Source organism: Mycobacterium sp. EPa45, assembly GCF_001021385.1.
Lineage (GTDB): Bacteria > Actinomycetota > Actinomycetes > Mycobacteriales > Mycobacteriaceae > Mycobacterium.
In genome coordinates this window covers 2,612,202-2,637,386 of record NZ_CP011773.1, presented here as the reverse complement: position 1 = coordinate 2,637,386, position 25,185 = coordinate 2,612,202, and the positions used below count along the sequence as shown (strand labels likewise).

Sequence of the window (25,185 nt, the reverse complement as noted above, 5' to 3'; positions counted from 1 at the left end):
GGCCTGAAACTGTCCGCCGTAATACCCAGTACCGGCGGTTTCTAATACAGAGTTTTTCACGCCGCTAGGCGCGGTGGGCCACCACGTCCACGAACAGCTTGTGGACCCGCCTGTCACCAGTCATTTCCGGGTGAAACGCGGTCGCCAGGACGCGGCCCTGCCGCACCGCCACGATGTGGTCGTCGGCGCGCGCCAACACCTGAACGTCGGGCCCTACCCGCTCCACCCACGGCGCCCGGATGAACACCGCGTGTGCTGGACCGTCTAGCCCTTCGAAAGCGATGTCACCTTCGAAGCTATCCACCTGCCGGCCGAAAGCGTTGCGCCGCACGGTCATATCGATGCCGCCCAGGGGCACCGCTTCGCGGCCCTCGGCGCCGGCGTCGAGGATCTCGGTGGCCAGCAGGATCATGCCCGCGCACGAGCCGTAGGCGGGCATGCCGTCGGCCAGGCGCTTGCGCAGCGGGTCCAGCAGGTCGAATTCGCGCAGCAGATGACTCATCGTCGTCGACTCACCACCCGGGATGACCAGGGCGTCGACGGCGTCGAGTTCGGACGGGCGACGCACGGTGGACGCTTCGGCGCCGGCCTCGCGCAGGGCTGCCAGGTGTTCACGGGTGTCGCCCTGCAGGGCCAGCACGCCCACATGCACGCTCACGGCCCGGCGTATCCGCGCTTGTAGCGGGTCAGTCCCTCCTGCATGACCGCAGCGACCATCTCGCCGTACTGGTTGAAGATCTTGCCCTGAGTCAGCGACCGGCCGCCGCACGACGACGGCGAGGACTGGTCGTAGAGCAGCCACTCGTCGGCGCGGAACGGTCGCATGAACCACATCGCGTGATCCAGTGAGGCGACCATCAGGTGTTTACGTTCCTCGACATGGTTGACCTGCGCCGAGCCGAGCAGCGTGAGGTCGCTCATGTACGCCAGCGCGCAGATGTGCAGCACCGGATCGTCGGGCAGCGGGTCCTTGTGTTTGAACCACACCTGCTGCTGAGAGGCTTTGCCGGGCAGGCGAGCCACCTGATCGCGCGGCACGATGCGAACGTCCCATTCCTCGAACTGGGCGAAACCCGCGTCGTCGAACACCCCGCCCTTGGAGATGAACCCGGGCAGGTCGTCCGGCGGGGGCGCAGCGGGCATCTCGTCCTGGTGCTCGATGCCGCTCTGGTCGGTCTGGAATGACGCCGACATCGAGAAGATGGTCTCGCCGTGCTGGACGGCGTTGACCCGCCGGGTGACGAAGGAGCCGCCGTCGCGCAGCGCCTCGACGAGGTACACCGCCGGTGCGGTGGCGTCGCCGGGGCGAAGGAAGTAACCGTGCAGCGAGTGCACCTGAAACTTGGGGTCGACCGTGCGCACCGCAGAGACCAGTGACTGCCCGGCGACGTGGCCGCCGAACGTGCGCTGCAGGAAGCCGGAGTCGGGGCTGAAAACCCGGCCGCGGTAAATGTTGACCTCGAGCTGTTCCAGATCGAGGATCTCTTCGATTGCCACCGTGGATTACCAGCCGCGCTGAGCGAGTCGGTGCGGCTCCGCGATCTCCTCCACGTTGATTCCGACCATGGGCTCACCCAACCCCCGCGACACCCGTGCCAGCACATCGGGGTCGTCGTAGAAGGTGGTGGCCTTGACGATGGCCGCGGCCCGTACCGCGGGGTCACCGGACTTGAAGATGCCCGAGCCGACAAACACGCCCTCGGCCCCGAGTTGCATCATCATCGCGGCATCCGCGGGCGTGGCGATGCCGCCCGCGGTGAACAACGTGACCGGCAGCTTGCCCGCCCGGGCCACCTCGACAACGAGGTCATAGGGCGCCTGCATGTCCTTGGCGGCGACATAGAGTTCGTCCTCCGACAGCGACGTCAGCCGGCGGATCTCCGCGCCGATCGACCGCATGTGCGTGGTCGCGTTGGAGACGTCGCCGGTGCCGGCCTCGCCCTTGGAGCGGATCATCGCCGCGCCCTCGGTGATGCGCCGCAGCGCCTCGCCCAGATTGGTCGCACCGCAGACGAACGGCACGGTGAATTTCCACTTGTCGATGTGGTGGGTGTAGTCGGCCGGGGTCAGCACCTCGGACTCGTCGACGTAGTCCACTCCGAGGCTCTGCAGGATCTGCGCCTCGACGAAATGCCCGATCCGCGCCTTGGCCATCACCGGGATGGTGACCGCGGAGATGATGCCTTCGATCAGGTCTGGGTCGCTCATGCGGGCCACGCCGCCCTGGGCGCGAATGTCCGCCGGCACGCGCTCCAGCGCCATGACGGCGACCGCCCCGGCACCCTCGGCGATACGTGCCTGTTCGGGGGTGACGACGTCCATGATGACGCCGCCCTTGAGCATCTCCGCCATGCCGCGCTTGACCCGAGCGGTACCCGTCTGCGCGCTGGCCGAGCCGTTGGATCCAGCCGCGGTAGCTCCGGTTTCCACTGTCAGTCCCTTCGTTTGATACGGATCCAGTCTAAAGGGCGAATCCAAACTGAATATTTCGCCACTTAGTGGATCGGGTGCAACTCCTTGTCGGCCCCACCCCGGCCGTCGGCCAGCAGGTTTGCCTCCTCGAGCAGTTCCCCGAGCTGCAGCGGGTACACCGTCTGCCCGTTCTCGGCCAGCTGATCGATCGTGGCGGAATCGCACCATCGGTGGCCGTGAATGTACCGCAGTTCCAAGGGGGTGCGCCCAGCCGTGCTCGGTTCAAACCGGGACGTGCGGTGCACGAAGTAGAACTCCTGGCTGGCCACGACGGTGCCGTTGAAGTCGATCAGCTTGTCGCGGTGCCAGACCGGCCCCACCATCGCGGCCGGGTCCACCCGCAGCCCGGTTTCCTCGGCGATCTCTCGCACAGCGGCGTCCACCAATCGCTCCCCCGGCCACACCGCACCGCCGACGGTGAACCACCAGCGCGGCGCCTCACCCTCGCCTGTGAACGCGGGGTCCGACCCGCAGAACAGCAGCACCAGACCCTGCTCATCGAGCAGGACCACCCGGGCCGACGTCCGCCGGTCCACCCGGTCGGAGTCTGCCGGGGCAGCGTTCGACGCCCGCTCGGCGATCTCGAAGTAGGTGGGCAGCGGCGCGGTACCGGCCAGCCGCAGCCACCGAACCGGACGGCGTTCCCGCAGCGCAAGGGTGTCTCGCACCGCGTCATTGTGAAATCGACGGGCCAGCAGCACCCGGGCTTCGGCGTCGGCAAGCTCGGCGACCAACGACACCGGCATCGACGTCGGATCCACCATGGCGAGCGCCGCGGACAGCTCGTTCTCCGCGGCTTCGCGGCCGGCGCGGGGGGCCCGCTCGGCGGCGTCGGCCAGCGCCGCGAGCCGCTTGCCTTCGGGGCGCCCGCGGTAGGTGTCGGCGGCGACCGCGCGAGCCACCACCGCCCGCCGGGCCAGCGCCCCGTCGAGCGCTTGCCAGGACAGGTCGTAGCGGATGTGCAGGCGATCCAGCCGGCTGGCGGTTTGGAGGGCCAACAGCGCGCTGACCATCAGAAAGATGATCAGGAGCGCGGTCAATGACCAATACAGCAGGGGCTGCATCAACTACTTCCCCGGGTCGCTTCGCTACGGCCCGCCGAACTACCGGCCGCCTGCACTTTGATGCCGGCGCCCGCAACGGTCTCGTACACCCGCATGATCTGGTCGGCCACCACCGGCCAGTCGTAACGGCGAACCGCGACGTCGGCGGCCGCCACGTAGCGTTTGCGCAAGGCGTCATCGCCGAGCACCTCGATCAGCGCCTCGGCCATCGCATCGGAGTCGTCGACCGGAACCAGCCGGCCGGCCTTGCCGTCGAGCAGGACCCGCCGGAACGCGTCGAGATCGCTGGCCACCACCGGGGTCCCCGCGGCCATCGCCTCGACGAGCACGATGCCGAAGCTCTCGCCCCCGGTGTGCGGGGCACAGTAGACGTCGGCGCTGCGCAACGCGGCCGCTTTCTCGGCGTCGTCGACCTGACCGAGGAACTTCAGGTGGCGGGCGAGCTCGCCGCACTCCTCCCGCAGCTTGTCCTCATCGCCGCGGCCGACGATCAGAATCTCGATGTCGTCGAATTGCTCGACCAGCCGGGGCAGCGCGCCGACCAGTACCGCCATTCCCTTGCGGGGCTCGTCGAACCGGCCGAGGAACAACACCGTCTTGCCGGGGCGCGGATAGCCCTCGAGTCGTGGCGCCGACGCGAGTGCTGTCACGTCGACGCCGTTGGGGATCTCGACCGCGTCGGAACCCAGCGCCTCCATCTGCCAGCGGCGAGCCAGGTCGGACACCGCGATCCGGCCGACGATCTTCTCGTGGTACGGCCGCAGGATTCCCTGAAACACGCTGAGCGTCAACGACTTTGTGGTCGACGTGTGAAACGTCGCGACGATCGGCCCCTCGGCCGCCTGTAGGGCAAGCATCGACAGGCTGGGCGCATTCGGCTCGTGCAGGTGCAGCACATCGAATTCGCCGCCGATGAGCCACTTCTTGACCCGGCGGTGGGTGGCCGGGCCGAACCGTAGCCGCGCCACCGACCCGTTGTACGGAATCGGCACCGCCTTGCCACCGGAGACGACGTAGTCGGGAAGCTTCACGTGCGGCGATGACGGTGCCAGCACACTGACGTCATGGCCACGCTCGCGCATCACCTCGGCCAGCTGCAGGATGTGCGACTGCACCCCGCCGGGAACGTCGAACGAGTACGGGCAGACCATCCCGATCCGCATCAGCCCGGCCCGCCTCCAGCCCCGAGGCGGGCACGCTTTTCGTCGGACAGGTCGGCCAGCCACTGCGGCTGCAACATGTGCCAATCCTCGGGGTGTTCGGCGATGTTCGCGCCGAAGCGGTCGGCCAGCGCCTGGGTGATGACGCCGACGTCACCGCTGGAGCAGTCCAGCTCGGGGTAGAAATCGACGACCCAACCGTCGTCGGTGAACCAGGAATGCACGGGCAGCAGCGCCGCGCCGGTCTCCAGGGCCAGCTTGGCCGGACCGGCCGGCATCCGGGTGGCTTCCCCGAACAGGTCGACCGGCACGCCGGAGCGGCTCAGGTCGCGTTCGGCCATCAGACAGACCACACGGTTGGCCCGCAATCTTTCGACGAGCACCGGATAAGGAGACCGCTCACGCTTGTCAGATGTCGCCGGCTCCGCGGCTCCGCTGGTCAGGGGCAGCACCTCGAAGCCGAGGCTTTCGCGGTAGTCGAGGAACCGCTTGTATAGCGACTCGGGCTTGAGCCGCTCGGCGACGGTGGTGAAGGTGCCGTTTGCCTGAACCAACCAGACTCCGGCCATGTCCCAGTTGCCACTGTGGGGCAGCGCGAGAATCGCCCCGCGCCCGGCGGCCAACGCAGCCTCCAGGTGTTCCTTGCCGGTGACCGCCTCGTCGATCTGGGCGCCCAGCTTCTTGTGATCCATCGTCGGCAACCGGAATGCCTCCCGCCAGTATCGGGCGTAGGAGGCCAGCGAAGCACGAATCAGGGCATTCGGCACCTCAGCGGGAGTGGTGCCGATGACCCGGGCCAGGTTCTTGCGCAGTTGCTCGGGACCACCGCCCTGCGCCGCATACCAGGCACCGGCGTCGAAAGCATTGCGCGCGAACAGCTCCGGCATGGCGCGAACCAGCCGCCAGCCCGCCGCATACCCGAGGTCGCTGAGGTATTCGGGTCGCGGCAGCCGGTTACGGCCGGCTGTCCAGAGCTGTCCCGGCGTGCTGATCACGACTCGCCGCTCTCGGGTTCGTCGCCGACCGGCTGGGCGGTGGTGGGCGGAATCTTGTCCATGGCACCGGGGCTCGAGCGCACCGAGTGCACCCGCTGGCCCACCGTCACCAGACTGGTCACCGCCAGCAGCCACATCGCGATGGGCAACACCATCGGAATCGGGAAGAACGGCAGGTCGGAGAATCCGGCGCCGACCAGCACGATGATCAGCCGCTCGGGACGCTCGATCAGTCCACCGCCGCCCTCGAGCCCGCTGGCCTCGGCGCGGGCCTTGACGTAGGAGATCACCTGCGAGGTCACCAGGCAGATCATCGTGGCAACAGCCAACGACGAGCTGTGCATGCTGAAGACCACCCACCAGAGCAACCCACAGAAGATCGCGCCGTCGCTGATGCGGTCGCACGTGGCATCGAGAACCGCCCCGAACCGGGTGCCGCCGCCCCGTTGCCGCGCCATGGCACCGTCGAGCATGTCGGCGAGCACGAAGACGAACACAGCCACCGAACCCCACCACAGCTGACCGATCGGAAACATGATCAGTGCGGCGAGCACCGAACCCGCGGTGCCGATGATCGTCACCATGTCCGGGGTCAACCCGACCTTCAGCGCGGCCTTGGCCACCGGCGTGCTCAGCTTGGCGTACGCCGCGCGGGTCATCAGGTAGAAGTCGCTCACGGCTGCGCAGCCCACCCGTCGGCCAGCAGCTTGCGAGTGTCACGCAGCAGCTGCGGGATGACCTTGGTTTCACCGACGATCGTGATGAAGTTGGCGTCGCCGGCCCAGCGGGGCACCACATGCATGTGCAGGTGCTCGGCCAACGATCCGCCTGCCGACCTGCCGAGGTTGAGCCCGACGTTGAAGCCGTCCGGGCTCGACACCGCCTTGATGACGCGAATCGCCTTCTGCGTGAAGGCCATCAGCTCCGCGCTCTCGTCGGTGGACAGATCCTCCAGTTCCGACACCCGCCGGTAGGGCACCACCATCAGGTGACCGGGGTTGTACGGATAAAGATTCAGCACGACGTAGACCTGCTCACCGCGGGCCACCACCAAACCGTCCTCGTCGGGCAGGGTGGGGATGTCGGTGAACGGCTGCGACGATCCCGCCGACCCGCCGGCCGACTTCTGTGCGGGCACATCGAGGATGTAGCTCATCCGGTGCGGTGTCCACAGCCGCTGGAGGCGGTCGGGCTCCCCCGCGCCCCGATCGGTGTACGCCTTCGCGTCGTCAGCCACCGTCGACCTTCACCAGTTCGGCTGTGGGCGTGGCATTCTCACGATCGGCGATCCATTTCACGATCGTGTCGATCGCCTGACCCCGGGGTACTCCGTTGATCTGGGTGCGGTCTCCGAACCGGAAGCTCACGGCGCCGGCCTCCACGTCGCGGTCACCGGCCAGCAACATGAACGGCACCTTCTGGTTGGTGTGATTCACAAGCTTCTTGGCCATCCGGTCGTCGCTGGTGTCGACCTCGACCCGCACGCGGCGTGACCTCAGCTCCGCGGCAACGTCTTCCAGGTACGGCACGTGGGCTTCCGCGACCGGGACGCCGACCGCCTGCACGGGCGCCAGCCAGGCCGGGAAAGCGCCGGCGTAGTGCTCGGTGAGCACTCCGAAGAACCGCTCGATCGAGCCGAACAGCGCGCGGTGGATCAGCACCGGTCGCTGGCGGGTGCCGTCGGCCGCGGTGTATTCCAGCTCGAAACGGTCGGGCATGTTGAAGTCGAGCTGGATGGTCGACATCTGCCAGCTGCGGCCCAGTGCGTCGTTGACCTGGACGGAGATCTTGGGCCCGTAGAACGCCGCTCCCCCGGGATCGGGCACCAGATGCAGACCGGAGGCCTCGGCTACCTCACGCAGTGTTTCGGTGGCCTCGTCCCACATCTCGTCGGAGCCGACGGCCTTCTCCGGGTTCTTGGTCGACAGCTCCAGGTAGAAGTCGTTCAGGCCGTAATCGGCGAGCAGGTCGAGCACGAACTGCAGCAGCGAGGCGAGCTCGTCGCGCATCTGCTCGCGGGTGGTGTAGATGTGCGCATCGTCCTGCGTCATGCCGCGCACCCGGGTCAGCCCGTGCACCACACCGGATTTCTCATAGCGGTACACCGAGCCGAACTCGAAGAGCCGCAACGGAAGTTCGCGGTAGGACCGGCCCCGGGCCCGGTAGATCAGGTGGTGCATCGGGCAGTTCATGGGCTTGAGGTAGTAGTCCTGCCCCGGTTTGCGCAGCTTGCCGTCCTCGTCGAACTCGGCGTCGATGTGCATCGGCGGGAACATGCCGTCGGCGTACCACTCCAGGTGACCTGAGGTGATGTAGAGCTGTTCCTTGGTGATGTGCGGGGTGTTGACGAATTCGTAGCCGGCCTGCTCATGCTTGCGCCGCGAGTAGTCCTCCAGCTCACGCCGGATGATGCCGCCCTTCGGATGGAAAACCGGTAGGCCCGAACCCAATTCGTCGGGGAAGCTGAACAGGTCCAGCTCCACCCCGAGCTTGCGGTGGTCGCGGCGCTGCGCCTCCTCGATCAGTTCGAGGTGGCGGTCCAGCGCCTCCTGCGATTCCCAGGCCGTCCCGTAGATGCGTTGCAGGCTGGCATTGTTCTGGTCGCCGCGCCAGTACGCCGCCGAGCTGCGGGTCAGCTTGAACGCCGGGATGTAGCGGGTCGTGGGGATGTGCGGCCCGCGGCACAAATCACCCCAAACCCGTTCGCGGGTGCGGGGATTGAGGTTGTCGTAGGCGGTGAGCTCGTCACCGCCGACTTCCATGATGTCCGCGTCGCCGGACTTGTCGTCTACCAGTTCCAGCTTGTACGGCTCGTTCGCGAGCTCGGCGCGGGCCTGGTCCTTGGACTCGTATACCCGTCGCGCGAACAGCTGACCGTCCTTGACGATCTTCTGCATCCGCTTCTCGAGCTTCTCCAGATCTTCGGGCGTGAACGCCTCGGGCACGTCGAAGTCGTAATAGAAGCCGTCGGTGATCGGCGGGCCGATGCCGAGCTTGGCTTGCGGGAACAGCTCCTGCACCGCCTGGGCGAGCACATGGGCGGCCGAGTGCCGGATCACGCTACGGCCGTCCTCGGTGTCGGCGGCGACCGGGATGACCTCGACGTCGGTGTCCGGCGTCCAGCTCAGGTCGCGCAGTTTGTCCTCGGCGTCGCGTACGACGACGATCGCACCGGGTTCACCGCGGCCCGGCAGACCCGCATCGCGCACCGCCGTGCCCGCGGTAGTCCCGGCAGGCACCCGGATCGGGGCAGCTGGGGCGGGGTGTGCGGGGGCGCTCATCGCGGGCCTCTTTCGGCGTAGTGGGGCTCAATCCGATTCTCGCCAGGGGCGGCGGGAATCGCCGACCATGCTATCGGGGTGCTGGTCAGGCGCCGAGGCCGATGGGGCTGTCCAACGCGGGATGGTCGAAGCCGAGCAGTCCCGCCGACCAGCCCACCGCGCCGAACAGCCACAGCGTGGCGACCACCACCGCGGCGGTGAGCACCGCGCCCAAGGCCTGGACCCACCTACCCTGCCCGCGGAACCATCCCATCGCACTGTCATAGCGGTCTTTGGTGAACGACAGGGTGCGGTGCGCCCAATAGAACTCGCTGGCCAGAATCGCCAGGCCGACGAACACGATCGCCCAGCCGGGGCCCGGGTACGGAATGGCGACGATGCCGACGGTAAGCACGGCGAGTCCGACGACGCCGACCACGGCTCGGTACGCGAAATCGGCGACCGGCCGCGTCCGCAGCCGCTCCCGCCGGTGCTTCCATCGATGCAGTAGCTGCGTCACGGCTGCCCCGGTTTCAGCGCCACGAACAGTCCTTCACCATCGGCCAGCAGGTCGTCGCCGTCGCAGAGCCGGACATCGACGAAGACTTTGCGGCCCTCGGTCCGCACAACCCCGGCCTCGACCTGGAGTTCCTTCTCGATAGGCACGATCTTGCGGTAGTTGACATGCAGGTATGCGGTCCGCCGGACGGTCCCGCCGGTCAGCATGATCGACGTCTTGCCCAGGACCGAATCGAAGAGATGGGCGATGAAACCGCCGTGGACCGCGCCGTTGCGACCAAGGTGGTAGCGCCGGAACCGGACCCAGCCCCGCAGCCGGCCGTCCTCGCCGACCTCCGTCTCGTTGGGGACGGCCAGGATGCTGCCGCGCATCGGCAGGTCCATTCGCCGCCCCGAAGGCGCGGTCCATTCGTCGGCGTCGTAGGGCGTCAGCAGCGCCGACGCTTGCTCGAGAAGGTCAGCGGCCCGGGTGATCACCTCATCGGGCGCGTCCACGGCGCGAGCGTGGTCCTGCAGGTCGCGCACCGCGTCGAGGAACCGGCCGTAATCCGGCCCGCCCTTGCTCGTCGGCACCGGCGGGTTGAATCCGCCACCGGGATGGACCGCCGCCGTCATGTCCTCTACCACCTGGTTACCGTATGCCGCCGGATGCGGGCTACTTACGTCGAGCGTACGTAAGAGGCGTAGTGCGAAGGTGTAGCTGTGAAGCTCAGCGACCTGGCCGACCGCCCGCTGACCTATGCCGAGGTCGGCGCTACGGCGGCGGAATTGCCTGCGGGCTATCACCACGTGCGGCTGTCGTCCCGGATCGGTAGCGGCCGAGACCGGTTCGAGCGAGCGGCCCACGCAGTGATGCGCTACGGAATGCTGCGCGGTGCGGGCCTGCGGGTCGCCGCCACGACGGAAGTGGCAGAGGTGGGCACGGATGTTCTCGGTCGGCTGGGTCCGTTCGCCGCGCCCTGCCGGGTGGTTTACGTGGTCGACGAGCCCAACCGGCGCGGCTTCGCCTACGGAAGTCTGCCCGGCCATGCGGTGTCCGGCGAGGAAATGTTCGGGGTGCGCTTCGAGCCCGGGGACGAGTCCGTGCACGCCGAGGTGGTGGCGTTCTCCAGACCGGCGACGTGGTGGAGCCAGGTCGGGTCGCCGGTGGCCTCGCTGGTTCAGCGGGTCATCACCCGGCGCTACCTGTCGGTGGTGTAGAGCCGGCCGTTCCCTCAGCAACCTCCGGTCAACCCGTCGGCGCATCGAGGTTGCGCCGTCCATCGTGGCGGGTATGCGAGCAGTCATGCCGGTCGATGATCAAGAGGAACTCGCGGATGCGGCTGCCCGCATCGCGGAAATCGCCCGCAGCCTCTACGAACGGCGGACCCTTGGCGGCGGTGTGGTCGCCGAACTCGTGGAGCACGCCGCGGCGGAACTGCCCGGTGCGGAGTACGCCAACATCACTGTGACGGCAAGCCAGTCCGAAATCGACACCCCCGCGGCGACGCATTCGTGGGCGGTTCGGATCGACGACATTCAACGGCACACCGGGGAAGGCCCATGCCTGTCGTCGGCCTGGGACCACCGCGTGGTGCACGTCGCGGATCTGTCCGGCGAGACCCGCTGGCCGGCATTCTGCGCCGAGGCTCTGAAGACCACACCGGTGCGCAGCATCATGGGCTATCAACTGTTCCTGACCGGAAAGGTGATGGGGGCGCTGAATGTCTTCGCCGAACGTCCCAACGCATTCGACGAACGAACCAAACAGCTGGGCTCGCTGTTCGCCGCGCACTCGGCCCTGGTGTGGGACGCGGCACGGCGCGAATCGCAATTCCGCGAGGCCTTGGCCAGTCGCGACATCATCGGCCAGGCCAAGGGCATGATCATGGAGCGCTACAGCAAAGACGCCAACCAGGCGTTCGAAATGCTGCGGCAGCTGTCGCACGACACCAACGTTCCGCTGGCCGAGGTGGCGGCCAAGATCGTTGATGCGGCGCAAGCACAGTTGAATCCGGGCTGACGCGGTTCGCCGCGACCACGGGTGCGATCGTGAACCTCTCGGCTACTCTCTCGAAGTTGTTGGGCGGCAAGGATATTCGGTGCAACAGTGTGGCGCCGGGTCCGATCTGGACGCCGCTGATACCGGCGACGCTCCCGCCGGTGACCGTCGAATCGACGGGGGCTGCGAACCCCTGCGTCTGCGACGGGGTGTGAAAATCGCGGCCACCGGCTATTTCACTGCCGTGGCTGCTACTGGTTTCGACAGGGCGGCGATCGTCGTGCCCGCCCACAACGAGTCGTCGGCCCTACCGGAATGCCTGCTGGCTGTGTTGGCCGCGGCCGCGAGAGCCGGTATTCCGGTGACGGTGGTGGTCGTGCTGGACAGCTGCAATGACGGAAGCAACGCACTGTCGGACCGCTTCGGTCCCGACGTGCACTTCCTGGAGATCGACGCCCGCAGCGTCGGAGCGGCCCGTGCCGCCGGCTTCTCTTACGCCCGCAACGAGGGTGTGACCGGACCGACCACCTGGTACGCAACCACCGACGCGGACAGCCGGGTGGACGCCAATTGGCTGGTGCGCCAGCTCTCCGCCAGAGCCGATATGGTCCTCGGCGTCGTGCGGATCACGAACTGGCGCCAGATCCCGATGAAGGCGGTCGGTCGCTACCTACGGGCCTATCACGCCAAGATCCAGCCCGGCCGCGTCGCCCATGATCACGTCCACGGCGCGAACATGGGTTTCGCGGCCGACGCCTACTGGCATGTCGGCGGATTCGATGCGCTGTCCAGTGGCGAGGACGTCGACCTGGTCCATCGTTTCGAAGTGACCGGTTACCGCATCCGCCGCGATACCCGCCTGTCGGTGGCCACCTCCGCACGCCAGATCGGCCGTGCCCCAGCCGGATTCGCAGCCCATCTGCGAGGCATGCTGGTTCCGGAACGCGACTCGGCATGAGCACCGCGACCGTGCAGCGGTGGCTTGACGCCGGTGAGCTGAATCTCCCGTTACCCGGCTCGGGTGGCACCCTGACGCGTTGGCAGTCCTTGGCCGACCTGTGCGAACGGGACGTGGTCGCCGGCCGACTCGCGGAGGCACACACCGACGCCGTGGCGATCCTGGCCGAACTCCGCGGACCGCCGGTGCGGCCGGGCCGGTTGTGGGGCGTGTGGGCGGCCGAAGCCCCCGGGGCGGTGGTGACCGCTCTGCGCGACGGCGACGTCGTGACGCTGAGCGGAACGAAGGCGTGGTGCTCCGGTGCCGGGCTCTGCGCCGACGCTCTGGTGACGGCCCACACCGAGACCGGTGCCCGCGGCCTATACGCGGTAGACCTGCACGGCCGCGGCGTTCAGTTGTTGCCGAGCGAGTGGCGAAACTCCGGCATGGCCGACTCCGACACCCGGTCGGTGCGGTTCGACGCCGCGCCTGCCATCCCGGTCGGCGGCGTAGACGAGTATCTGACGCGGCCGGGCTTTTGGCATGGCGCGGCGGGCGTCGCCGCCTGCTGGCTGGGTGCCGCCCGCGCTGTCGCCGCACCCCTGTATCGGGCGGTGGCCGAGAAACAGCGCGACAACCCGCATGCCGCAGCCCATCTCGGCGCCGTGGACTCGGCACTGGCCGCCGCGGCCGCCCTGATGGCGAGCACCGCCGCGGAGGTCGATACCGCTCCGGACAGCGACGCCGAGGTGGCGGCCAGGCGGTTGCGCGCGGCCGTCGAGACCGCGGTCGATGCGGTCATCGGCCGCACCGCCCGGGCATTGGGCCCTGCCCCGCTGGCCCTGGACGAAGCGCACGCCCGCCGTGTCGCCGATCTGAGCATGTACGTCCGGCAGAGCCACGCCGAGAAGGACCTCGCGGCACTGGGTGCCCTGGTGGCCCGGTGAGTGCCGTCGCGGCGAGCAATGCGGCACGGTTCGCCGCCAGACCTATCGCCGGAGGCGGAACACCCGCCGAAGAATGGGTTCAGCGCCAGAGCCCGTATCCGGTGCTGCCGCTGGATCAGTGCCCGGGGCTTGTCGTGGTGGCACCCCATCCCGACGACGAGGTGCTTGGTTTCGGCGCGGCGGCGTTCTCGATCGCGGCTCGCGGCATCGACGTGCACACGGTCATCGCCAGCGACGGGGGCGGGGCCTGGGCAGGTCTGTCGGCGTCCGAACGATCGCAGCTCGAGGAAACCCGGCGCAGTGAGTCACGTTCGGCAGCAACACTGTTGGGTCTTGATATCCCCACTTTCCTCGGGCTCGCCGACGGACGGCTCGCTGAACAGGAATCCGAGCTGACCGACCTGCTCACCGACGTGCTGTCCAACCGCGGCCCGGGCACGTGGTGTGCGGCGACGTGGCGTGGTGACGGGCATCCCGATCACGAGGCGGTCGGGCGGGCGGCTGCCGTCGCGGCGTCCCGCACCGCAGCCGTGCTCCTGGAGTACCCGGTGTGGATGTGGCACTGGGCCAGACCCGGCGACGACGTCGTACCGTGGCATCGAGCGACCCGGGTAGCCATGAATGCTGTTGCGAAGCAACGAAAGAGCGCTGCTATCGCAGCCTTCAGGAGCCAGGTCGGATCCGATGGCGCGAACCGGGAACCGATCCTGGCGCCGCATGTGCTGGCACGGTTGGAGCGCGTTGGCGAGGTGGTGTTCCGATGACGGGCAGGCTGCCCCCGGACTACTTCGACGCCCTCTACGCGGAGTCGAGTGACCCTTGGCAGCTCTCCTCGCGATGGTACGAACGCCGCAAGTATGCGATCACCCTCGCCGTGCTGCCCCGCGAACGTTACCGCCACGCGTTCGAGCCGGGATGTTCGATCGGGGTGCTCACCGAACACCTCAGTGCCCGATGTGACCACGTGACGGCCACCGATGTGGCCGACACGGCGCTGGCACAAGCGGATGCCCGCCTGCGCGCCGGCGGGTGCCGCGACTCGGTGACCCTGCTCAATCAATCATTCGATACGAGTTGGCCGGCAACAGATTTCGATCTGGTGCTGATCTCAGAAATGGGCTACTACTTCGACGCTGACACGCTGCGCACAACACTGCACCGGGAACTACCCCGGCTGCAGTCGGATGCCACCATCGTCACCGCGCACTGGCGCCACCCGGTGGCCGACTATCCGCTGTCCGGTGACGCCGTCACTGCCGTCGTCGCCGCGACGCCGGGATTGAACCGGATCGGCGGATACGCCGACGACGACGTGATCATCGAGGTGTTCGAGACCGGCTCAGCGCAATCGGTGGCGGTCCGCACCGGCGTGCCGGGAGCCGAGCCCCGGTAACTCACTCGTAAGCCGGGTATTTCGCAGCGCGCAACAGGCGGACGAGGTGCACCGCATTGCGTGCGGCCGCCGCGGTCGCCGACGCCACCGCCTCGGGCACCTCGTCGAGATCGTTGTAGTCCGTGGACTGCATCGCCTCGCCGTTCCAGTAGGTGGAGCCCTGCGCGGGAATGCTGTAGCCGACATCGTTGAGCGACTGGAACAGGTCGGCGATGACCTTGTGCGCGCCGTCCTCGTTGCCGACCACGCTGACGATTGCCACCTTGCCGACCATGACCGGACGACCGTCGTCGTCCTTGTTCGACAGTTCCGCGTCAAGGCGCTCCAGGACACGCTGGGTGACGCTCGAGGGGTGACCGAGCCATATCGGTGTGCTGATCAGCAGGATGTCGGCGTCGAGCACCTTGGTTCTGATGCTCGGCCATTGGTCGCCGTCGCCCATATCGGCCTCGACACCGGGGGCGATCGCGAAGTCGACCGCGCGAAGCGATTCACAGTCCACACCCAGACCACGCAGTGTCTCGAAGACGTGCTGGGCGATCAGTTCGCTGCTGGACGATGCCGGGCTGGGCTTGAGGCTGCACACCAGCGCGAGCGCTTTGAGGGTTCCTACGGTGGTGGTCACCTGCGCGGGGATGCCCGAAACGCGGCCGGGCAAACCTCAGCCGACGACGTTGAGATTCGGCATCGGGGGCAATCCGGGGATCTGCGGCGGGGGTGGCAGGCCAGGGATCAGCGGCCGCCGTGTGGTCGTCGTGGTGTCCCAGTCGGTCGTGGTCGTCGCGGCCGTGGTGGTCGTCGTCGGCGTGGTCGTCGATGTCGTCGTCGTGGTGGTGGGCGTGGTCGTTGTCGTCGTTGTCGTCGTTGTTGTCGTGGTGGTGGTCGTCGGGGTGGTGGTCGTCGTGCTGGTGGGCGTCGTGGTGGTGGGCGGCGTCGTCGTGGTCGTGGGCGCCACGGTGATGACGGTCGTCGGGGTCTGCGGGGCCGGAGCCTGCTCGGTGACGGTCTGTACCGGCGGATTGGTCACCGTCGCGGGTTCGACCGCCGGCGGCGGGCTGCTCACGACCGAGGTGACCGCGGTGGCCGGAAGAGGCTTGACCGATGGCCTATCGGGCGTGCTGATTCCGGTGAGGGTGTAGGCGAAGCCTCCGACAGCCACGGCGGCGACGGCAGCCGCCCCGCCGAGCAGCAGCGGCACGCTGCGAGTCAGCCCCGACCCGCGTTTCTCGAGTGGTTGGCCGCCGAGGATCGACAGGTCATCGTCCTCGTCGTCGCCATACCCGCGATAGTCGTAATCGGAGTAACCGTAGGACTGTTCGCTACCGGCGGCCACGTCGGACGCCTCGTCGTTGGACCAGGCCAGCGCCGCGGCCATCGTCGCCGACTGCGGGCCGACGTCGGCGATCAGCGGTGCCGGAGCCATGCCGGTCGGCGCGTCGGCCGCCAGCTGGCGGGCCGCGGCCAGACCGGCGCCCAGCGCGGCATCCAGCTGCGGGTGCGCCGAGACACTGACCGGAATCTGCAGACGGGTGGAAAGCTGTTGCACGACAACCGGTGTCGCGTGTTCGCCAATGGCGGCAACGGCGCTGATATCGGTGCGCGCGATCCGGGCATGTTGCAGTGCGCCATCGAGGGCCCCCAGCACACCGGCGTCCTCACCGGATGGCTCGGCGAAGCGCACCGTCTCGCCGATCTGGCGGAAGTCTGCAGCGCCGTCGGCTAGCGTCACGGATGTGCCCCCGGTGTCCAAGTGGCACACCACGATCACGCCGTGGCGCGGGAGCCCGGGGTCGGTCTGCAGGGACCGCAGCGCGGCAGTCGCATCGGAGACCAGCACCGGCGGGGCGGGGGCCGTGGCCAGTGCCGGCAGATCCCACAGCGCATCGCGCAGCGCGTCGCGGCGACCCGGACCCCAGTGCGCGGGAACCGCTACCGCCGATACCGCTGCCAGGCCGGAGCCTTCGGTGTCGGCCAGCCCGGAAAGCGCCGCGGCGAGCAACTGCTCGGCACGGTAAGCGAACCCGTCGTGTGTCAACGGTGTCGGATCGCCGACGCGGTCGACGAATCCGGTCCACAGCTGATCGCCGATCGTGACCTCGGCGGGACAGATGACCGGTGCCGCGCCGGCGCGTACGGCGACAAGGCTGGTCGTGCCCACGGAGATACCCAGCGGTTCGGTCATTCGGCCATGATCACCACGGCTCGCCGCCAAAGTCACTCAGGCGCGCCGAGTCGGCGCGCTCCTATGACCTAACTGTGACTTTGCTTGGTGCTCATTGTGTTTGCGCATGTCGATCGAGGTATGAGCAGATCACGTCGACCAGTGCGGTCAGCTCACGATTGCTGTGCTGTGGTACGGCCATGACGAGCTGGGTGATCACCAACCCCCGCATGGTCGCCCAGATGAGGTCACCGATCGCCACGGCGTGCGGGTTGTCCAGCCCCTCGGCGATATCGCGGCTCAAATCCGATATGGCCCTTTGCAATTCGACCAGGCGTCGGGTGCCTCGTTCGTCGCGCATGGCCCGGGTGCCGATGAGAATCTCCAGCGAGGCGCGCGAGGTCGGGCTGGAGAAGGCTTCCCACGCGGCGTGGACCACCAATTCCACCCGCTTGCGCCGGGTTTGCGCGGCCGACGGGGGTGGCAGGTTGCGCAGCAACTCCAGCAGTTCGGTGAACCCCCGGTCGACGACGGCCATCAGCAGCCCGTCGCGGTCGCCGAAGTGATATTGCACGACACCCCAGGTCACGCCGGCCCGTTCGGCGATGTGCTTGGCGCTTGCGGCAGCAAACCCCTCCTCGACCACGCAGCGCACGGTCTCGTCCAGCACCGCCTCGCGGGTGCGGTCCGCGCGCACTTGACTACCGCCCGGCGGCCGACGCGGCGCGATCTTTGGAGTCACCACATCACCGAGTCGGCATGCGTGACCGGTAGATCCTTGACCGACAACACACCTGGCGGTGCGGCGCAGACCGCGTCAATGGCATTGACGGCGCGCGCGGCCGTCGAGATCACACCGCCGTCATTGTGGTCGACGCCGTCCAGCCCCAGATGGGTGTTGAGCTCGACCCCGGGGCTGCCGTGGACCACCACCCGGTGCACGCCGAGGCGGCCGTCGGGCGGATAGGGCCAGTCGGGCGCGGTGGCCGGGGTGAGCCGGTTGACATGCTCCATCGTGATGACCGGCTCCCCGTCGCGGATTCCCTCGACCGCGAACCGTACGGCGGCCACATGGCCGGGTTGCACATTCATCATCGTGCACTCGATCGGCTCGGGCGTCACCCAGTTTTCGTGCCGCTCGCGCACCTCGTCGAGGCTGAGACCGAGCACCTCGGCCAGCGAACGGACCTGTCCGCCCCACAACGAGGACAGCACGCCGGGCGCGAACATGATCGGGGTGTGGTCCGGTGTGGTGCCGAAACCGAAGCTGACACCGGTGAATTCGGCGTCGTCGTAACTGCCGTAGTCGCAGATCTCCGACACCGTGATCGAGGTGGCGCGTCCGGCCAGCGTCAATGCCGTGTAGACCAGGCTGTCCCCGGAGTAGCCGGGGTCGACGCCGTTGATGTAGAGCGAGGTGCCACCGTCGGCGCAGGCCTGCGCCAACGGTTCGCGGATCCACGCGTCCGCGTGGTGCGGCGCGACCAGCCACACCATCGAGGTGCCGACGACATTGGTGCCGGCCCGCAGGAAGCGACAGATCTCCTCGATCGCCTGCTGCGGGCGCATCTCGGCTTGGGAGGTGTACACCACGCAGTCGGCGCCCAGTGCCACCAGGGCCTCGATGTCGTCAGTGGCGATGACTCCCGTCGGGTCGGGCCGCCCGCAGATCTGCGCGGCGTCGCGGCCCACCTTGTCTGCGCCGTGCGCGTGCAGGCCGACCAGCTGCAGGCCGGGCCGGTCGATGATCATCGGCAAGGCGTGCTTGCCGACGTTGCCGGTGGAGAACTGGATGACGCGCTTCACAGCAGATCCGTGATCGTCTTCAAGCCCGCCTCGTACAGCACGCCCGGCATCATGCCGCCGTCGATCTCGATAGTCGTGCCATTGATGAAATCAGCTGTGCCACTGCATAAGAACACCACCGCGCGACCGACCTCCGCCGGCTCGCCGGCCCGGTGCATGGGTACGGCGTGAAAGTACCTCTCCCCCGTCGGGTCATCTTTCGGCAGCACGAACGACTTGAAGTTGTCGGTCATCGTCGGCCCCAGCGCCAGGCAATTCACCCGCACCTTCGGTCCCCATTCTTCGGCCAGCGACCGGGTCAGATGATTGAGGCCGGATTTGGCCGCACCGTAGGACACCAGTGTCGGCGATCCGGCGGGATGCCCTGCACCGCTGGAGATGTTGACGATCGAACCGATGCCGTCCTGATGACGCATCTGCCTGAACACCCGGATGGCGAACCACATCGGGCTGATCAGATTCATCTGGATGGCGAAGGCGTGGAACAACACTGTGCGCTCGTACTCGTCGTCCGCGGTAGGGGCGCCCTGGATGTGGGAGACGAGGCTCGGGATGCTCTCGACATGGGGGGCGGGCACGGTGCCGCCGGCGTTGTTGACCAGGATGTCGATGCGGCCATAATCGGCCACCACCCCGTCCACGAACGCGTCAATGGCTCGGTAGTCGCCCTGATCGCACACCCGCTGCGAGGAACGCGCCAGCCACTCGGGCTGCTCGGCCACCCCGGGCATCGCGTCCAAGGGTCCGCGTGAGCAGCCCACGACAGTGGCTCCGGCGCGCAGCAATTCGTGTGCGATACCGAGTCCTACCCCGCGACTGGTGCCGGTGACGACGGCGACCTTGCCGTCCAACGATGGTGCACCGTCCACTGTGAGCTACCTCTCGCCGCAACAAATTTTCATTGAGCGCTCAATATGATTACATCCTCAATGTTATTGGGCAATGACTTGGAGGAAAGCGGTATGGGTCTGCGCGGAGAGGCCGCGATCGTCGGCTACACCGAACTCCCCTCCACCAAGCGACCGACCGGGCCGCTGGAGTTCACCCTCGAGCAGTGGGCGCGACTGGCGGCGGCAGCACTGGACGACGCGGGATTGTCGGCATCGGACGTGGACGGCATCTGCACCACGCACCTGCAGGAATCGCAGATCTTCGTACCGTCGACGGTCATCGAGTACCTCGGCATCAAAGCCAATTTCGCCGAGATGGTCGACCTCGGTGGGGCGAGCGCGGTGGCGATGGTGTGGCGCGCCGCAGCCGCCATCGAGCTGGGCCTGTGCAACGCGGTGCTGTGCGTGATCCCGGCGACGCCGCTGACCCCGGTGAGTGCACAGAAGCCGCTGGACGTCAGCGAGCTGATGTACTTCGGGGCATCGAGCAACCGGTACGGCTCGCCGCAGGCCGAATTCGAGATTCCCTACGGCAATCTCGGGCAGAACGGGCCCTATGGCCAGGTCGCGACGCTGTACGGCGCCACCTACGGCTACGACGAGCGGACGATGGCCAAGATCAGCGTCGACCAGCGGGTCAACGCCAATCACACGCCGGGGGCGATCTTCCTGGATGCACCGATCACCGTCGACGACGTGGTCAACAGCCCGATCATCGCCGCACCGCTGCACATGCTGGAGATCGTGATGCCGGTGATGGGCGGAGCGGCAGTACTGGTCACAGGGGCCGATTTGGCCCGCCGCAGCGCCAACCGCCCGGTGTGGATCAAGGGATTCGGCGAGCGGGTGCCCTACAAGACGCCCACCTACGCCCACGAGCTGCTACAGACGCCGATGATCAAGGCCGCCGCGTCCGCGTTCTCGATGGCCGGGCTGGCCCCGGCCGACATGGACATGGTGTCGATCTACGACTGCTACACGATCACGGTGCTGCTCAGCCTCGAAGACGCCGGGTTCTGCGAGAAGGGCAAGGGCCTGCAGTTCGTGGCCGAGCACGACCTGACGTTCCGCGGCGACTTTCCGATGAACACCGCGGGTGGCCAGCTGGGTTACGGGCAGGCCGGCACAGCAGGCGGCATGCATCACATCTGCGATGCCGCCCGTCAGATCATGGGCCGCTCGGGCGCCACCCAGGTCAAGGACTGCAACCGCGCGTTCGTCTCGGGCAATGGCGGCATCTTGAGCGAACAGACCACCCTCGTATTGGAAGGCGACTAACCGTGGGCGACTTCGACAGGCCGATGCCCATCCCGACGCCGACCACGCAGCCGTTCTGGGATGCCCTGGCCGAACACAAGGTCCGCATCCAGTACTCGCCGTCCGCGCAACGGTACGTGTTCTATCCGCGGGTACTGGCGCCGGGAACGCTGGCCGACGATCTGGAGTGGCGGGAGATCTCCGGGGCCGCCTCGCTCTACACCTATACGGTCGCCTATCGGCCGGTGGCACCACACTTCGCGGCCGATGCGCCGCAGCTCCTGGCGGTCGTTCAATGGGACGAGGGGCCGCGGTTCTCGACCGAGATCGTCAACGCCGAACCGGCGGACCTGAGAGTCGGCATGTGCTTGGCGCCGGTGTTCTGCGACTATCCCGACGCGGGCATCACGATGTTGCGGTACGAGCCGGCCTGAGAGCTATCCGACCCTGGCGTCGTCGGACTTCTGCACGGCGTGAAACTGCTCGAAGCGCAGGCACACGGTGGTGCCCAACGCTGAGGAATCGATCGTGACGTGGTCGGCGAGGGCCCGCATCAGCGGGATGCCCCGGCCGCGCGCCCGGCTCTGTGTGGCCGGCGTCGACTCGCGCCAGTGACCTTGATCCGCGATCGTCACGGTCAGGTTGTCACTGTCGCGAACGGCTTCCACGTCGATGGTGCCGACCCCGCCTTTCAGCAGGTAGGCAAATTCGGCCGTATTGGCCAGGGCCTCGTTGACCGCCAGCACGACGTCGCTGAAACGAACTCGGTCGATGTCTCCGCACGCCCGCAACCAGGTTGCGAACTCATCGCGGACCCTGGCTGCGTTGTGCGCGTCAGCGACGACATCGTTGCGTATGAAGCGGTCACCGTCGGCTGCGGGACTGGCGTAACTCGGTGTCGTCATGGCAAATCTCTTATACCCAACTTGCGAGAATTACTCACCAAGTGCGACGCGCGCCTCATCAAGTGTCGCGTAGAGGCCGATGATATCGGCCAAACCGACGAGTTTGAGCGGCCGGCTTGTCGCAGGCCCGCTGGCCACGACACCGAAGCCGATCTCCGCCGACGCCTTGTCACGGGCGGCGACCAGAACACCCATTCCGGCCGAGGCCAGGAAGTCGACCTCAGACAGGTCAACGATGATGGCGGCCGGGTTTTTGGTCAGCGAGGTGGTGATGCTGGCCTCCAGCTGCGGCGACGTGAGCATATCGACCACACCGGATGCAGAAATGACGACCGTTCGCCCGAACCACTCCTCGTTGATCACGCAGCCAGTATTGGCCGCGGTCGTCGTCCCGGTGGTGGTAGTGGCTTGTTCGTCCAAGATTCACCTCATTACGCGCGCCGGACGGCGCGCTCGCAATTACGTCATGCCTGCGAGGCTGCCGTCTGAACCTGGCAAGAACTTACTAGCTCTTTGGCGCCGATCTGCTTACGGCGCGTTGTCTACGCCCGAATTCTACCGGGCCGACCGCTCAAGGCTAACGCACCGCGCCCTCAGATGCCCCAACGACAGTCAGCGCCAGGAACGCCACATCATCGTCGGGGCGCAGAGCAGCGCCCAGTTCGGCCAGTTCAGCCACCAGCTGGGTGGCTGGCATTCCGGCCCGCTCAGCCAGGAAGAGTCGCAGCGCCGGCTCCCCGAAAGTGGTGTGGCCGTCGGGCCTGGCCTCGACAATGCCGTCGGTGTAGAGCAGCAGCGTCTGACCGGCGGTCAGCAACGTCTCGCACGCCTCGAACGTGGCGTCTGCGACGGCACCGATCAACATGCCGCCCGACGAGCGAATCGGTCGAATGGATCCGCTCTCGCGATCCAGCAGCAGCGCCGGTAGGTGCCCGCCGGTTGCCAGGGTGATTCGGAATCCGTCGGCTTCGGGTCGCAACTTGCCCGACAAGACCGTGCAGAAGCGCCGCTCGTTCGGGTCGGCGATCAGCGCCGCGTTCAGTTCGGCCAGGCCGTCGGTGGGGTCGTCGTAATGCAGTGCCGCTGCGCGCAGGGTGTGCCGGACGAGCGCGGTGACGGCCGCTGCGGCGGCCCCGTGGCCCTCGACGTCGCCGAGGAAAAAGGCCCACTCGTCGCGAGCAACACCGAAGACGTCATAGAAGTCGCCACCCACCTGACCGGAGGCGGCCGGGTGGTAGTGCGCGGCCATCGACAGGCCGGGTATCGCCGGCAGAGCCGCGGGCAGCAGGGCGCGTTGCAGCACCGAGGCGTACTCCTGGGCGGTGTCGCGCAGCTCGCGCTCGGTGCGCACGGTGGTCAGCGCCGACAGTCGCAGTTCGAGTGCATTCATGACGATCGCGGCGAGGTCCTCCAACGTGGCCAGCTGGTCGTCCGTCACGTCGCCGGGTTCGGTATCGAGGACGCTGACGGTTCCCAATTGATAACCGTCGGCCGTCGTGATAGGCGCCGCGGCATAGAACCGAATTCCGAATTTGCCGGTCACGCTGGGGATTTGAGCGGCATACGGGTCGGCAGCGGCGTCGCGCACCGCGTAGGTCCGATTGTCGCGAATAGCCAGGCTGCACAGTCCGGCATCGCGCGGGATCTCGGAGACGCCGTCGACGCCGTACATCGCCTTGAACCAGATGCGGTCCTCGTCGACGAATGTGATCGAAGCGACGGGCTTGTCCAGGGAGCGAGCGGCGACCCGCGCGATGCGGTCGAACGCTTCGTCCGGATCGGTGTCGAGGATCTCGTAGCGGTACAGGGCTCGCAGTCGTTCGGCCTCGACGGCCTCGGGGCTGCGAATCGAGAAATCAGTGGTCACCATGGGCTTTCCGCCGTCCGGCTGGTTGACCTCTCAAACTTACCCTTCGCGCCCCCCGAGAAACCACCGGAGAACCTCGAGGGGACGCACGCTTTCGCCGATCTCGGCGCTTACACAGGCCGCGTGTTCCTATACTGGACTCATGTCTAATAAGCCGACGTCGACGCTGCCGCCGGGTCCGCCACTTCCACCCGCCATCCAGGCCGTACTGATGCTGCGTTACTGGCCGCGCTTCGTGTCGGCCTGCCGCCGCCGCTACGGAAAGACGTTCACGTTGCGGATCGCCCAGATGGGCACGCTGGTGTATCTCGACGACCCCGCCGACATCAAACAGGTCTTCGCCGGCGATCCCGCGATTTACCATGCGGGCGAAGCGAATTCGATGCTGTCCGGCCTGCTGGGCCCGGCGTCGGTCCTGGTTGTCGATGACGAGGTCCACCGCGACCGACGGCGGTTGATGCTCGAACCCTTCCACCGTGACGCGGTCGCGCGGCAGACCACGGTGATGGCCGAGATCGCGGCGGACAACATTGCGGGCTGGCCGGTCGGCAAGGCGTTTGCCGTCGCACCGAAGATGTCGCAGATCACCCTGGAGGTCATCATGCGGCTGGTCATCGGTGCGAGCGATCCGGCGCGCCTGGCCGCGTTGCGCGAGGTGCTGCCGAGGCTGTTGAACCTGTCGGCGTTCGAACTACTGGCCATCAGCGCGCCCACCCTGCAGAAGAAGCTGCCGTGGCGCGGGGTGCGCCGGCGCATCGATGAAGCCGACCGCCTGCTGTATGCCGAGATCGCCGAGCGTCGCGCGGATCCGGACCTGGCGTCGCGCACCGACGCACTGGCCATGCTGGTGCGTGCGGCCGACCAGGACGGCCGCACGATGACCGACGCCGAGTTGCGCGACCAGTTGATGACGCTGCTCGTCGCGGGCCACGACACCACGGCCACCGGCTTGTCGTGGGCTCTGGAGCGGCTGATCCGGCATCCGTCGACGCTGGCCAAGGCGGTGCGCGCCGCCGAAGCCGGCGACGACGAGTACCTCGACGCGGTAGCCAAAGAGACACTGCGCAACCGGCCGGTGGTGTTCGACGTCGGCCGGATCCTGAAGCAGCCGGTGGAGATCGCCGGGTATCACCTGCCCGCCGGGGTCATGGTGGCTCCCGGGGTCGGGTTGGTGCATTCCGATGACCGGATCTATCCCGGCGCGGATCTCTTCGACCCGGACCGGATGATCGGAGCCACCCTGAGTCCGACGACGTGGCTGCCGTTCGGCGGCGGAGCGCGCCGCTGCCTGGGCGCAACGTTCGCGATGGCCGAGATGCGGGTGGTGCTGCGCGAGGTGCTACGCCGGGTTGAGCTCGAGACGACGACGGCACGCGGCGAAAGCCAGCGGGTCAAGCACGTGATCCTGGAGCCCGGGCACGGCGCCCGAATCACCGTATCGCGGATCAAGACACCGCAACCGACAGCGGATGCGGCCATGACGCAGCGCATTGAGTAACAGGCGGAACTGCACGTCGGTTTTCGGCCATACGGCAATGCCGGTTTCGATTTGCCCGATTCTGTGAATCACC

The 25,185-nt window shown here is 67.5% G+C and carries 28 protein-coding genes and 1 pseudogene; 10 read left to right on the top strand and 19 right to left on the bottom strand.

Annotated features, from left to right (window positions below; genetic code table 11):
- Nucleotides 1–64: 64 nt before the first annotated feature.
- The 11 genes from pdxT to AB431_RS12500 all read right to left on the bottom strand — a co-directional run bounded on the left by pdxT (nucleotide 65) and on the right by AB431_RS12500 (nucleotide 10,085).
- Nucleotides 65–658 carry a pyridoxal 5'-phosphate synthase glutaminase subunit PdxT gene (gene pdxT, locus AB431_RS12550; protein WP_047330190.1) on the bottom strand — a complete coding sequence of 198 codons (594 nt, stop codon included), beginning with the start codon at nucleotides 656–658 and terminating at the stop codon, nucleotides 65–67.
- Complete coding sequence (gene tesB, locus AB431_RS12545; protein WP_047330189.1) at nucleotides 655–1,497, bottom strand: acyl-CoA thioesterase II; 843 nt, start codon at nucleotides 1,495–1,497, stop codon at nucleotides 655–657. Before tesB ends, pdxT begins: the two co-directional genes overlap by 4 nt.
- Before the next feature lie 6 nt (nucleotides 1,498–1,503).
- Complete coding sequence (pdxS, locus tag AB431_RS12540) at nucleotides 1,504–2,430, bottom strand: pyridoxal 5'-phosphate synthase lyase subunit PdxS (protein WP_047330188.1); 927 nt, start codon at nucleotides 2,428–2,430, stop codon at nucleotides 1,504–1,506.
- A 65-nt stretch (nucleotides 2,431–2,495) separates the two neighbouring features.
- Nucleotides 2,496–3,536 carry an NUDIX domain-containing protein gene (locus AB431_RS12535; protein ID WP_047330187.1) on the bottom strand — a complete coding sequence of 347 codons (1,041 nt, stop codon included), beginning with the start codon at nucleotides 3,534–3,536 and terminating at the stop codon, nucleotides 2,496–2,498.
- A complete protein-coding gene (locus AB431_RS12530) occupies nucleotides 3,536–4,699 on the bottom strand; it encodes a glycosyltransferase family 4 protein (protein ID WP_047330186.1) in 1,164 nt (387 codons plus the stop codon). The genes AB431_RS12535 and AB431_RS12530 overlap by 1 nt, the downstream gene beginning before the upstream one ends.
- Nucleotides 4,699–5,646, bottom strand: a complete 948-nt coding sequence (locus tag AB431_RS12525; RefSeq protein ID WP_144418465.1) for a phosphatidylinositol mannoside acyltransferase — start codon at nucleotides 5,644–5,646, stop codon at nucleotides 4,699–4,701. The genes AB431_RS12530 and AB431_RS12525 overlap by 1 nt, the downstream gene beginning before the upstream one ends.
- Before the next feature lie 41 nt (nucleotides 5,647–5,687).
- Nucleotides 5,688–6,368, bottom strand: coding sequence for a phosphatidylinositol phosphate synthase (gene pgsA / locus AB431_RS12520; RefSeq protein ID WP_047333365.1), 681 nt, complete (start codon nucleotides 6,366–6,368; stop codon nucleotides 5,688–5,690).
- Nucleotides 6,365–6,928 (bottom strand): HIT domain-containing protein, encoded by a 564-nt coding sequence (locus tag AB431_RS12515; RefSeq protein ID WP_047330184.1) that lies wholly within the window; start codon nucleotides 6,926–6,928, stop codon nucleotides 6,365–6,367. Before AB431_RS12515 ends, pgsA begins: the two co-directional genes overlap by 4 nt.
- Nucleotides 6,921–8,972 carry a threonine--tRNA ligase gene (gene thrS / locus AB431_RS12510; protein ID WP_047330183.1) on the bottom strand — a complete coding sequence of 684 codons (2,052 nt, stop codon included), beginning with the start codon at nucleotides 8,970–8,972 and terminating at the stop codon, nucleotides 6,921–6,923. The genes AB431_RS12515 and thrS overlap by 8 nt, the downstream gene beginning before the upstream one ends.
- Nucleotides 8,973–9,057: 85 nt before the next feature.
- Nucleotides 9,058–9,471, bottom strand: a complete 414-nt coding sequence (locus AB431_RS12505; RefSeq protein ID WP_047330182.1) for a TIGR02611 family protein — start codon at nucleotides 9,469–9,471, stop codon at nucleotides 9,058–9,060.
- Nucleotides 9,468–10,085 (bottom strand): PaaI family thioesterase, encoded by a 618-nt coding sequence (locus tag AB431_RS12500; RefSeq protein ID WP_047330181.1) that lies wholly within the window; start codon nucleotides 10,083–10,085, stop codon nucleotides 9,468–9,470. The genes AB431_RS12505 and AB431_RS12500 overlap by 4 nt, the downstream gene beginning before the upstream one ends.
- Before the next feature lie 87 nt (nucleotides 10,086–10,172).
- Here AB431_RS12500 and AB431_RS12495 point away from each other — a divergent pair, with 87 nt between their 5' ends.
- From AB431_RS12495 to AB431_RS12470, 7 genes and pseudogenes are all read left to right on the top strand, one after another.
- Nucleotides 10,173–10,670, top strand: coding sequence for a DUF1990 domain-containing protein (locus tag AB431_RS12495; protein WP_047330180.1), 498 nt, complete (start codon nucleotides 10,173–10,175; stop codon nucleotides 10,668–10,670).
- A 73-nt stretch (nucleotides 10,671–10,743) separates the two neighbouring features.
- Complete coding sequence (locus AB431_RS12490) at nucleotides 10,744–11,472, top strand: GAF and ANTAR domain-containing protein (RefSeq protein ID WP_047330179.1); 729 nt, start codon at nucleotides 10,744–10,746, stop codon at nucleotides 11,470–11,472.
- Nucleotides 11,445–11,633: pseudogene (locus tag AB431_RS31205) on the top strand (NAD(P)-dependent oxidoreductase); the annotation flags it as partial. The gene AB431_RS12490 and the pseudogene AB431_RS31205, both read left to right, overlap by 28 nt.
- 62 nt (nucleotides 11,634–11,695) lie before the next feature.
- Nucleotides 11,696–12,409, top strand: a complete 714-nt coding sequence (locus AB431_RS12485) for a glycosyltransferase family 2 protein (RefSeq protein ID WP_047333364.1) — start codon at nucleotides 11,696–11,698, stop codon at nucleotides 12,407–12,409.
- Nucleotides 12,406–13,335 carry an acyl-CoA dehydrogenase gene (locus AB431_RS12480; protein ID WP_047330178.1) on the top strand — a complete coding sequence of 310 codons (930 nt, stop codon included), beginning with the start codon at nucleotides 12,406–12,408 and terminating at the stop codon, nucleotides 13,333–13,335. The genes AB431_RS12485 and AB431_RS12480 overlap by 4 nt, the downstream gene beginning before the upstream one ends.
- A complete protein-coding gene (locus tag AB431_RS12475; RefSeq protein ID WP_047330177.1) occupies nucleotides 13,332–14,099 on the top strand; it encodes a PIG-L deacetylase family protein in 768 nt (255 codons plus the stop codon). Before AB431_RS12480 ends, AB431_RS12475 begins: the two co-directional genes overlap by 4 nt.
- Entirely contained in the window at nucleotides 14,096–14,728 is a 633-nt protein-coding gene (locus AB431_RS12470) for an SAM-dependent methyltransferase (RefSeq protein WP_047330176.1), read from the top strand. The genes AB431_RS12475 and AB431_RS12470 overlap by 4 nt, the downstream gene beginning before the upstream one ends.
- Nucleotide 14,729: 1 nt before the next feature.
- On the opposite strand, the gene AB431_RS12465 is transcribed toward AB431_RS12470, so the two are convergent.
- The 5 genes from AB431_RS12465 to AB431_RS12445 form a co-directional block, all read right to left on the bottom strand.
- Nucleotides 14,730–15,353, bottom strand: coding sequence for a flavodoxin family protein (locus AB431_RS12465; RefSeq protein ID WP_047330175.1), 624 nt, complete (start codon nucleotides 15,351–15,353; stop codon nucleotides 14,730–14,732).
- A gap of 36 nt (nucleotides 15,354–15,389) precedes the next feature.
- Entirely contained in the window at nucleotides 15,390–16,910 is a 1,521-nt protein-coding gene (locus tag AB431_RS30995) for a hypothetical protein (protein WP_047330174.1), read from the bottom strand.
- 91 nt (nucleotides 16,911–17,001) lie between these two features.
- Nucleotides 17,002–17,631, bottom strand: a complete 630-nt coding sequence (locus tag AB431_RS12455; RefSeq protein ID WP_047333363.1) for a TetR/AcrR family transcriptional regulator — start codon at nucleotides 17,629–17,631, stop codon at nucleotides 17,002–17,004.
- Nucleotides 17,628–18,695, bottom strand: a complete 1,068-nt coding sequence (locus tag AB431_RS12450) for a dihydrodipicolinate reductase (protein WP_047330173.1) — start codon at nucleotides 18,693–18,695, stop codon at nucleotides 17,628–17,630. Before AB431_RS12450 ends, AB431_RS12455 begins: the two co-directional genes overlap by 4 nt.
- A complete protein-coding gene (locus tag AB431_RS12445) occupies nucleotides 18,692–19,564 on the bottom strand; it encodes an SDR family NAD(P)-dependent oxidoreductase (protein ID WP_200902718.1) in 873 nt (290 codons plus the stop codon). Before AB431_RS12445 ends, AB431_RS12450 begins: the two co-directional genes overlap by 4 nt.
- A 93-nt stretch (nucleotides 19,565–19,657) precedes the next feature.
- Between AB431_RS12445 and AB431_RS12440 the strand changes: the two genes are divergently transcribed.
- On the top strand, nucleotides 19,658–20,863 hold the full coding sequence (locus tag AB431_RS12440) for a thiolase family protein (RefSeq protein ID WP_047333361.1): 1,206 nt from the start codon (nucleotides 19,658–19,660) through the stop codon (nucleotides 20,861–20,863).
- 2 nt (nucleotides 20,864–20,865) lie between these two features.
- On the top strand, nucleotides 20,866–21,276 hold the full coding sequence (locus AB431_RS12435) for a Zn-ribbon domain-containing OB-fold protein (protein WP_144418243.1): 411 nt from the start codon (nucleotides 20,866–20,868) through the stop codon (nucleotides 21,274–21,276).
- Between the two features lie 3 nt (nucleotides 21,277–21,279).
- On the opposite strand, the gene AB431_RS12430 is transcribed toward AB431_RS12435, so the two are convergent.
- The 3 genes from AB431_RS12430 to AB431_RS12420 form a co-directional block, all read right to left on the bottom strand.
- Nucleotides 21,280–21,747 (bottom strand): ATP-binding protein, encoded by a 468-nt coding sequence (locus tag AB431_RS12430; protein WP_047330172.1) that lies wholly within the window; start codon nucleotides 21,745–21,747, stop codon nucleotides 21,280–21,282.
- A gap of 30 nt (nucleotides 21,748–21,777) precedes the next feature.
- The gene (locus AB431_RS12425) at nucleotides 21,778–22,167 is read right to left on the bottom strand and encodes an STAS domain-containing protein (protein ID WP_082135664.1); all 390 of its coding nucleotides are present in this window, start codon (nucleotides 22,165–22,167) and stop codon (nucleotides 21,778–21,780) included.
- 157 nt (nucleotides 22,168–22,324) lie between these two features.
- Nucleotides 22,325–23,617 carry a PP2C family protein-serine/threonine phosphatase gene (locus AB431_RS12420; RefSeq protein WP_047330171.1) on the bottom strand — a complete coding sequence of 431 codons (1,293 nt, stop codon included), beginning with the start codon at nucleotides 23,615–23,617 and terminating at the stop codon, nucleotides 22,325–22,327.
- 139 nt (nucleotides 23,618–23,756) lie between these two features.
- Here AB431_RS12420 and AB431_RS12415 point away from each other — a divergent pair, with 139 nt between their 5' ends.
- Nucleotides 23,757–25,112 (top strand): cytochrome P450, encoded by a 1,356-nt coding sequence (locus AB431_RS12415; protein WP_047330170.1) that lies wholly within the window; start codon nucleotides 23,757–23,759, stop codon nucleotides 25,110–25,112.
- Nucleotides 25,113–25,185: the final 73 nt, after the last annotated feature.

Bases quoted from the DNA above. Each gene is read 5' to 3' on its own strand.
- thrS (WP_047330183.1), bottom strand. From the start codon at position 8,972: ATGAGCGCCCCCGCACACCCCGCCCCAGCTGCCCCGATCCGGGTGCCT.
- AB431_RS12430 (WP_047330172.1), bottom strand. From the start codon at position 21,747: ATGACGACACCGAGTTACGCCAGTCCCGCAGCCGACGGTGACCGCTTC.
- AB431_RS12440 (WP_047333361.1), top strand. From the start codon at position 19,658: ATGGGTCTGCGCGGAGAGGCCGCGATCGTCGGCTACACCGAACTCCCC.
- AB431_RS12420 (WP_047330171.1), bottom strand. From the start codon at position 23,617: ATGGTGACCACTGATTTCTCGATTCGCAGCCCCGAGGCCGTCGAGGCC.
- AB431_RS12500 (WP_047330181.1), bottom strand. From the start codon at position 10,085: ATGACGGCGGCGGTCCATCCCGGTGGCGGATTCAACCCGCCGGTGCCG.
- AB431_RS12490 (WP_047330179.1), top strand. From the start codon at position 10,744: ATGCGAGCAGTCATGCCGGTCGATGATCAAGAGGAACTCGCGGATGCG.
- AB431_RS12535 (WP_047330187.1), bottom strand. From the start codon at position 3,536: ATGCAGCCCCTGCTGTATTGGTCATTGACCGCGCTCCTGATCATCTTT.
- AB431_RS30995 (WP_047330174.1), bottom strand. From the start codon at position 16,910: ATGACCGAACCGCTGGGTATCTCCGTGGGCACGACCAGCCTTGTCGCC.
- AB431_RS12480 (WP_047330178.1), top strand. From the start codon at position 12,406: ATGAGCACCGCGACCGTGCAGCGGTGGCTTGACGCCGGTGAGCTGAAT.
- AB431_RS12470 (WP_047330176.1), top strand. From the start codon at position 14,096: ATGACGGGCAGGCTGCCCCCGGACTACTTCGACGCCCTCTACGCGGAG.
- AB431_RS12530 (WP_047330186.1), bottom strand. From the start codon at position 4,699: ATGCGGATCGGGATGGTCTGCCCGTACTCGTTCGACGTTCCCGGCGGG.
- AB431_RS12415 (WP_047330170.1), top strand. From the start codon at position 23,757: ATGTCTAATAAGCCGACGTCGACGCTGCCGCCGGGTCCGCCACTTCCA.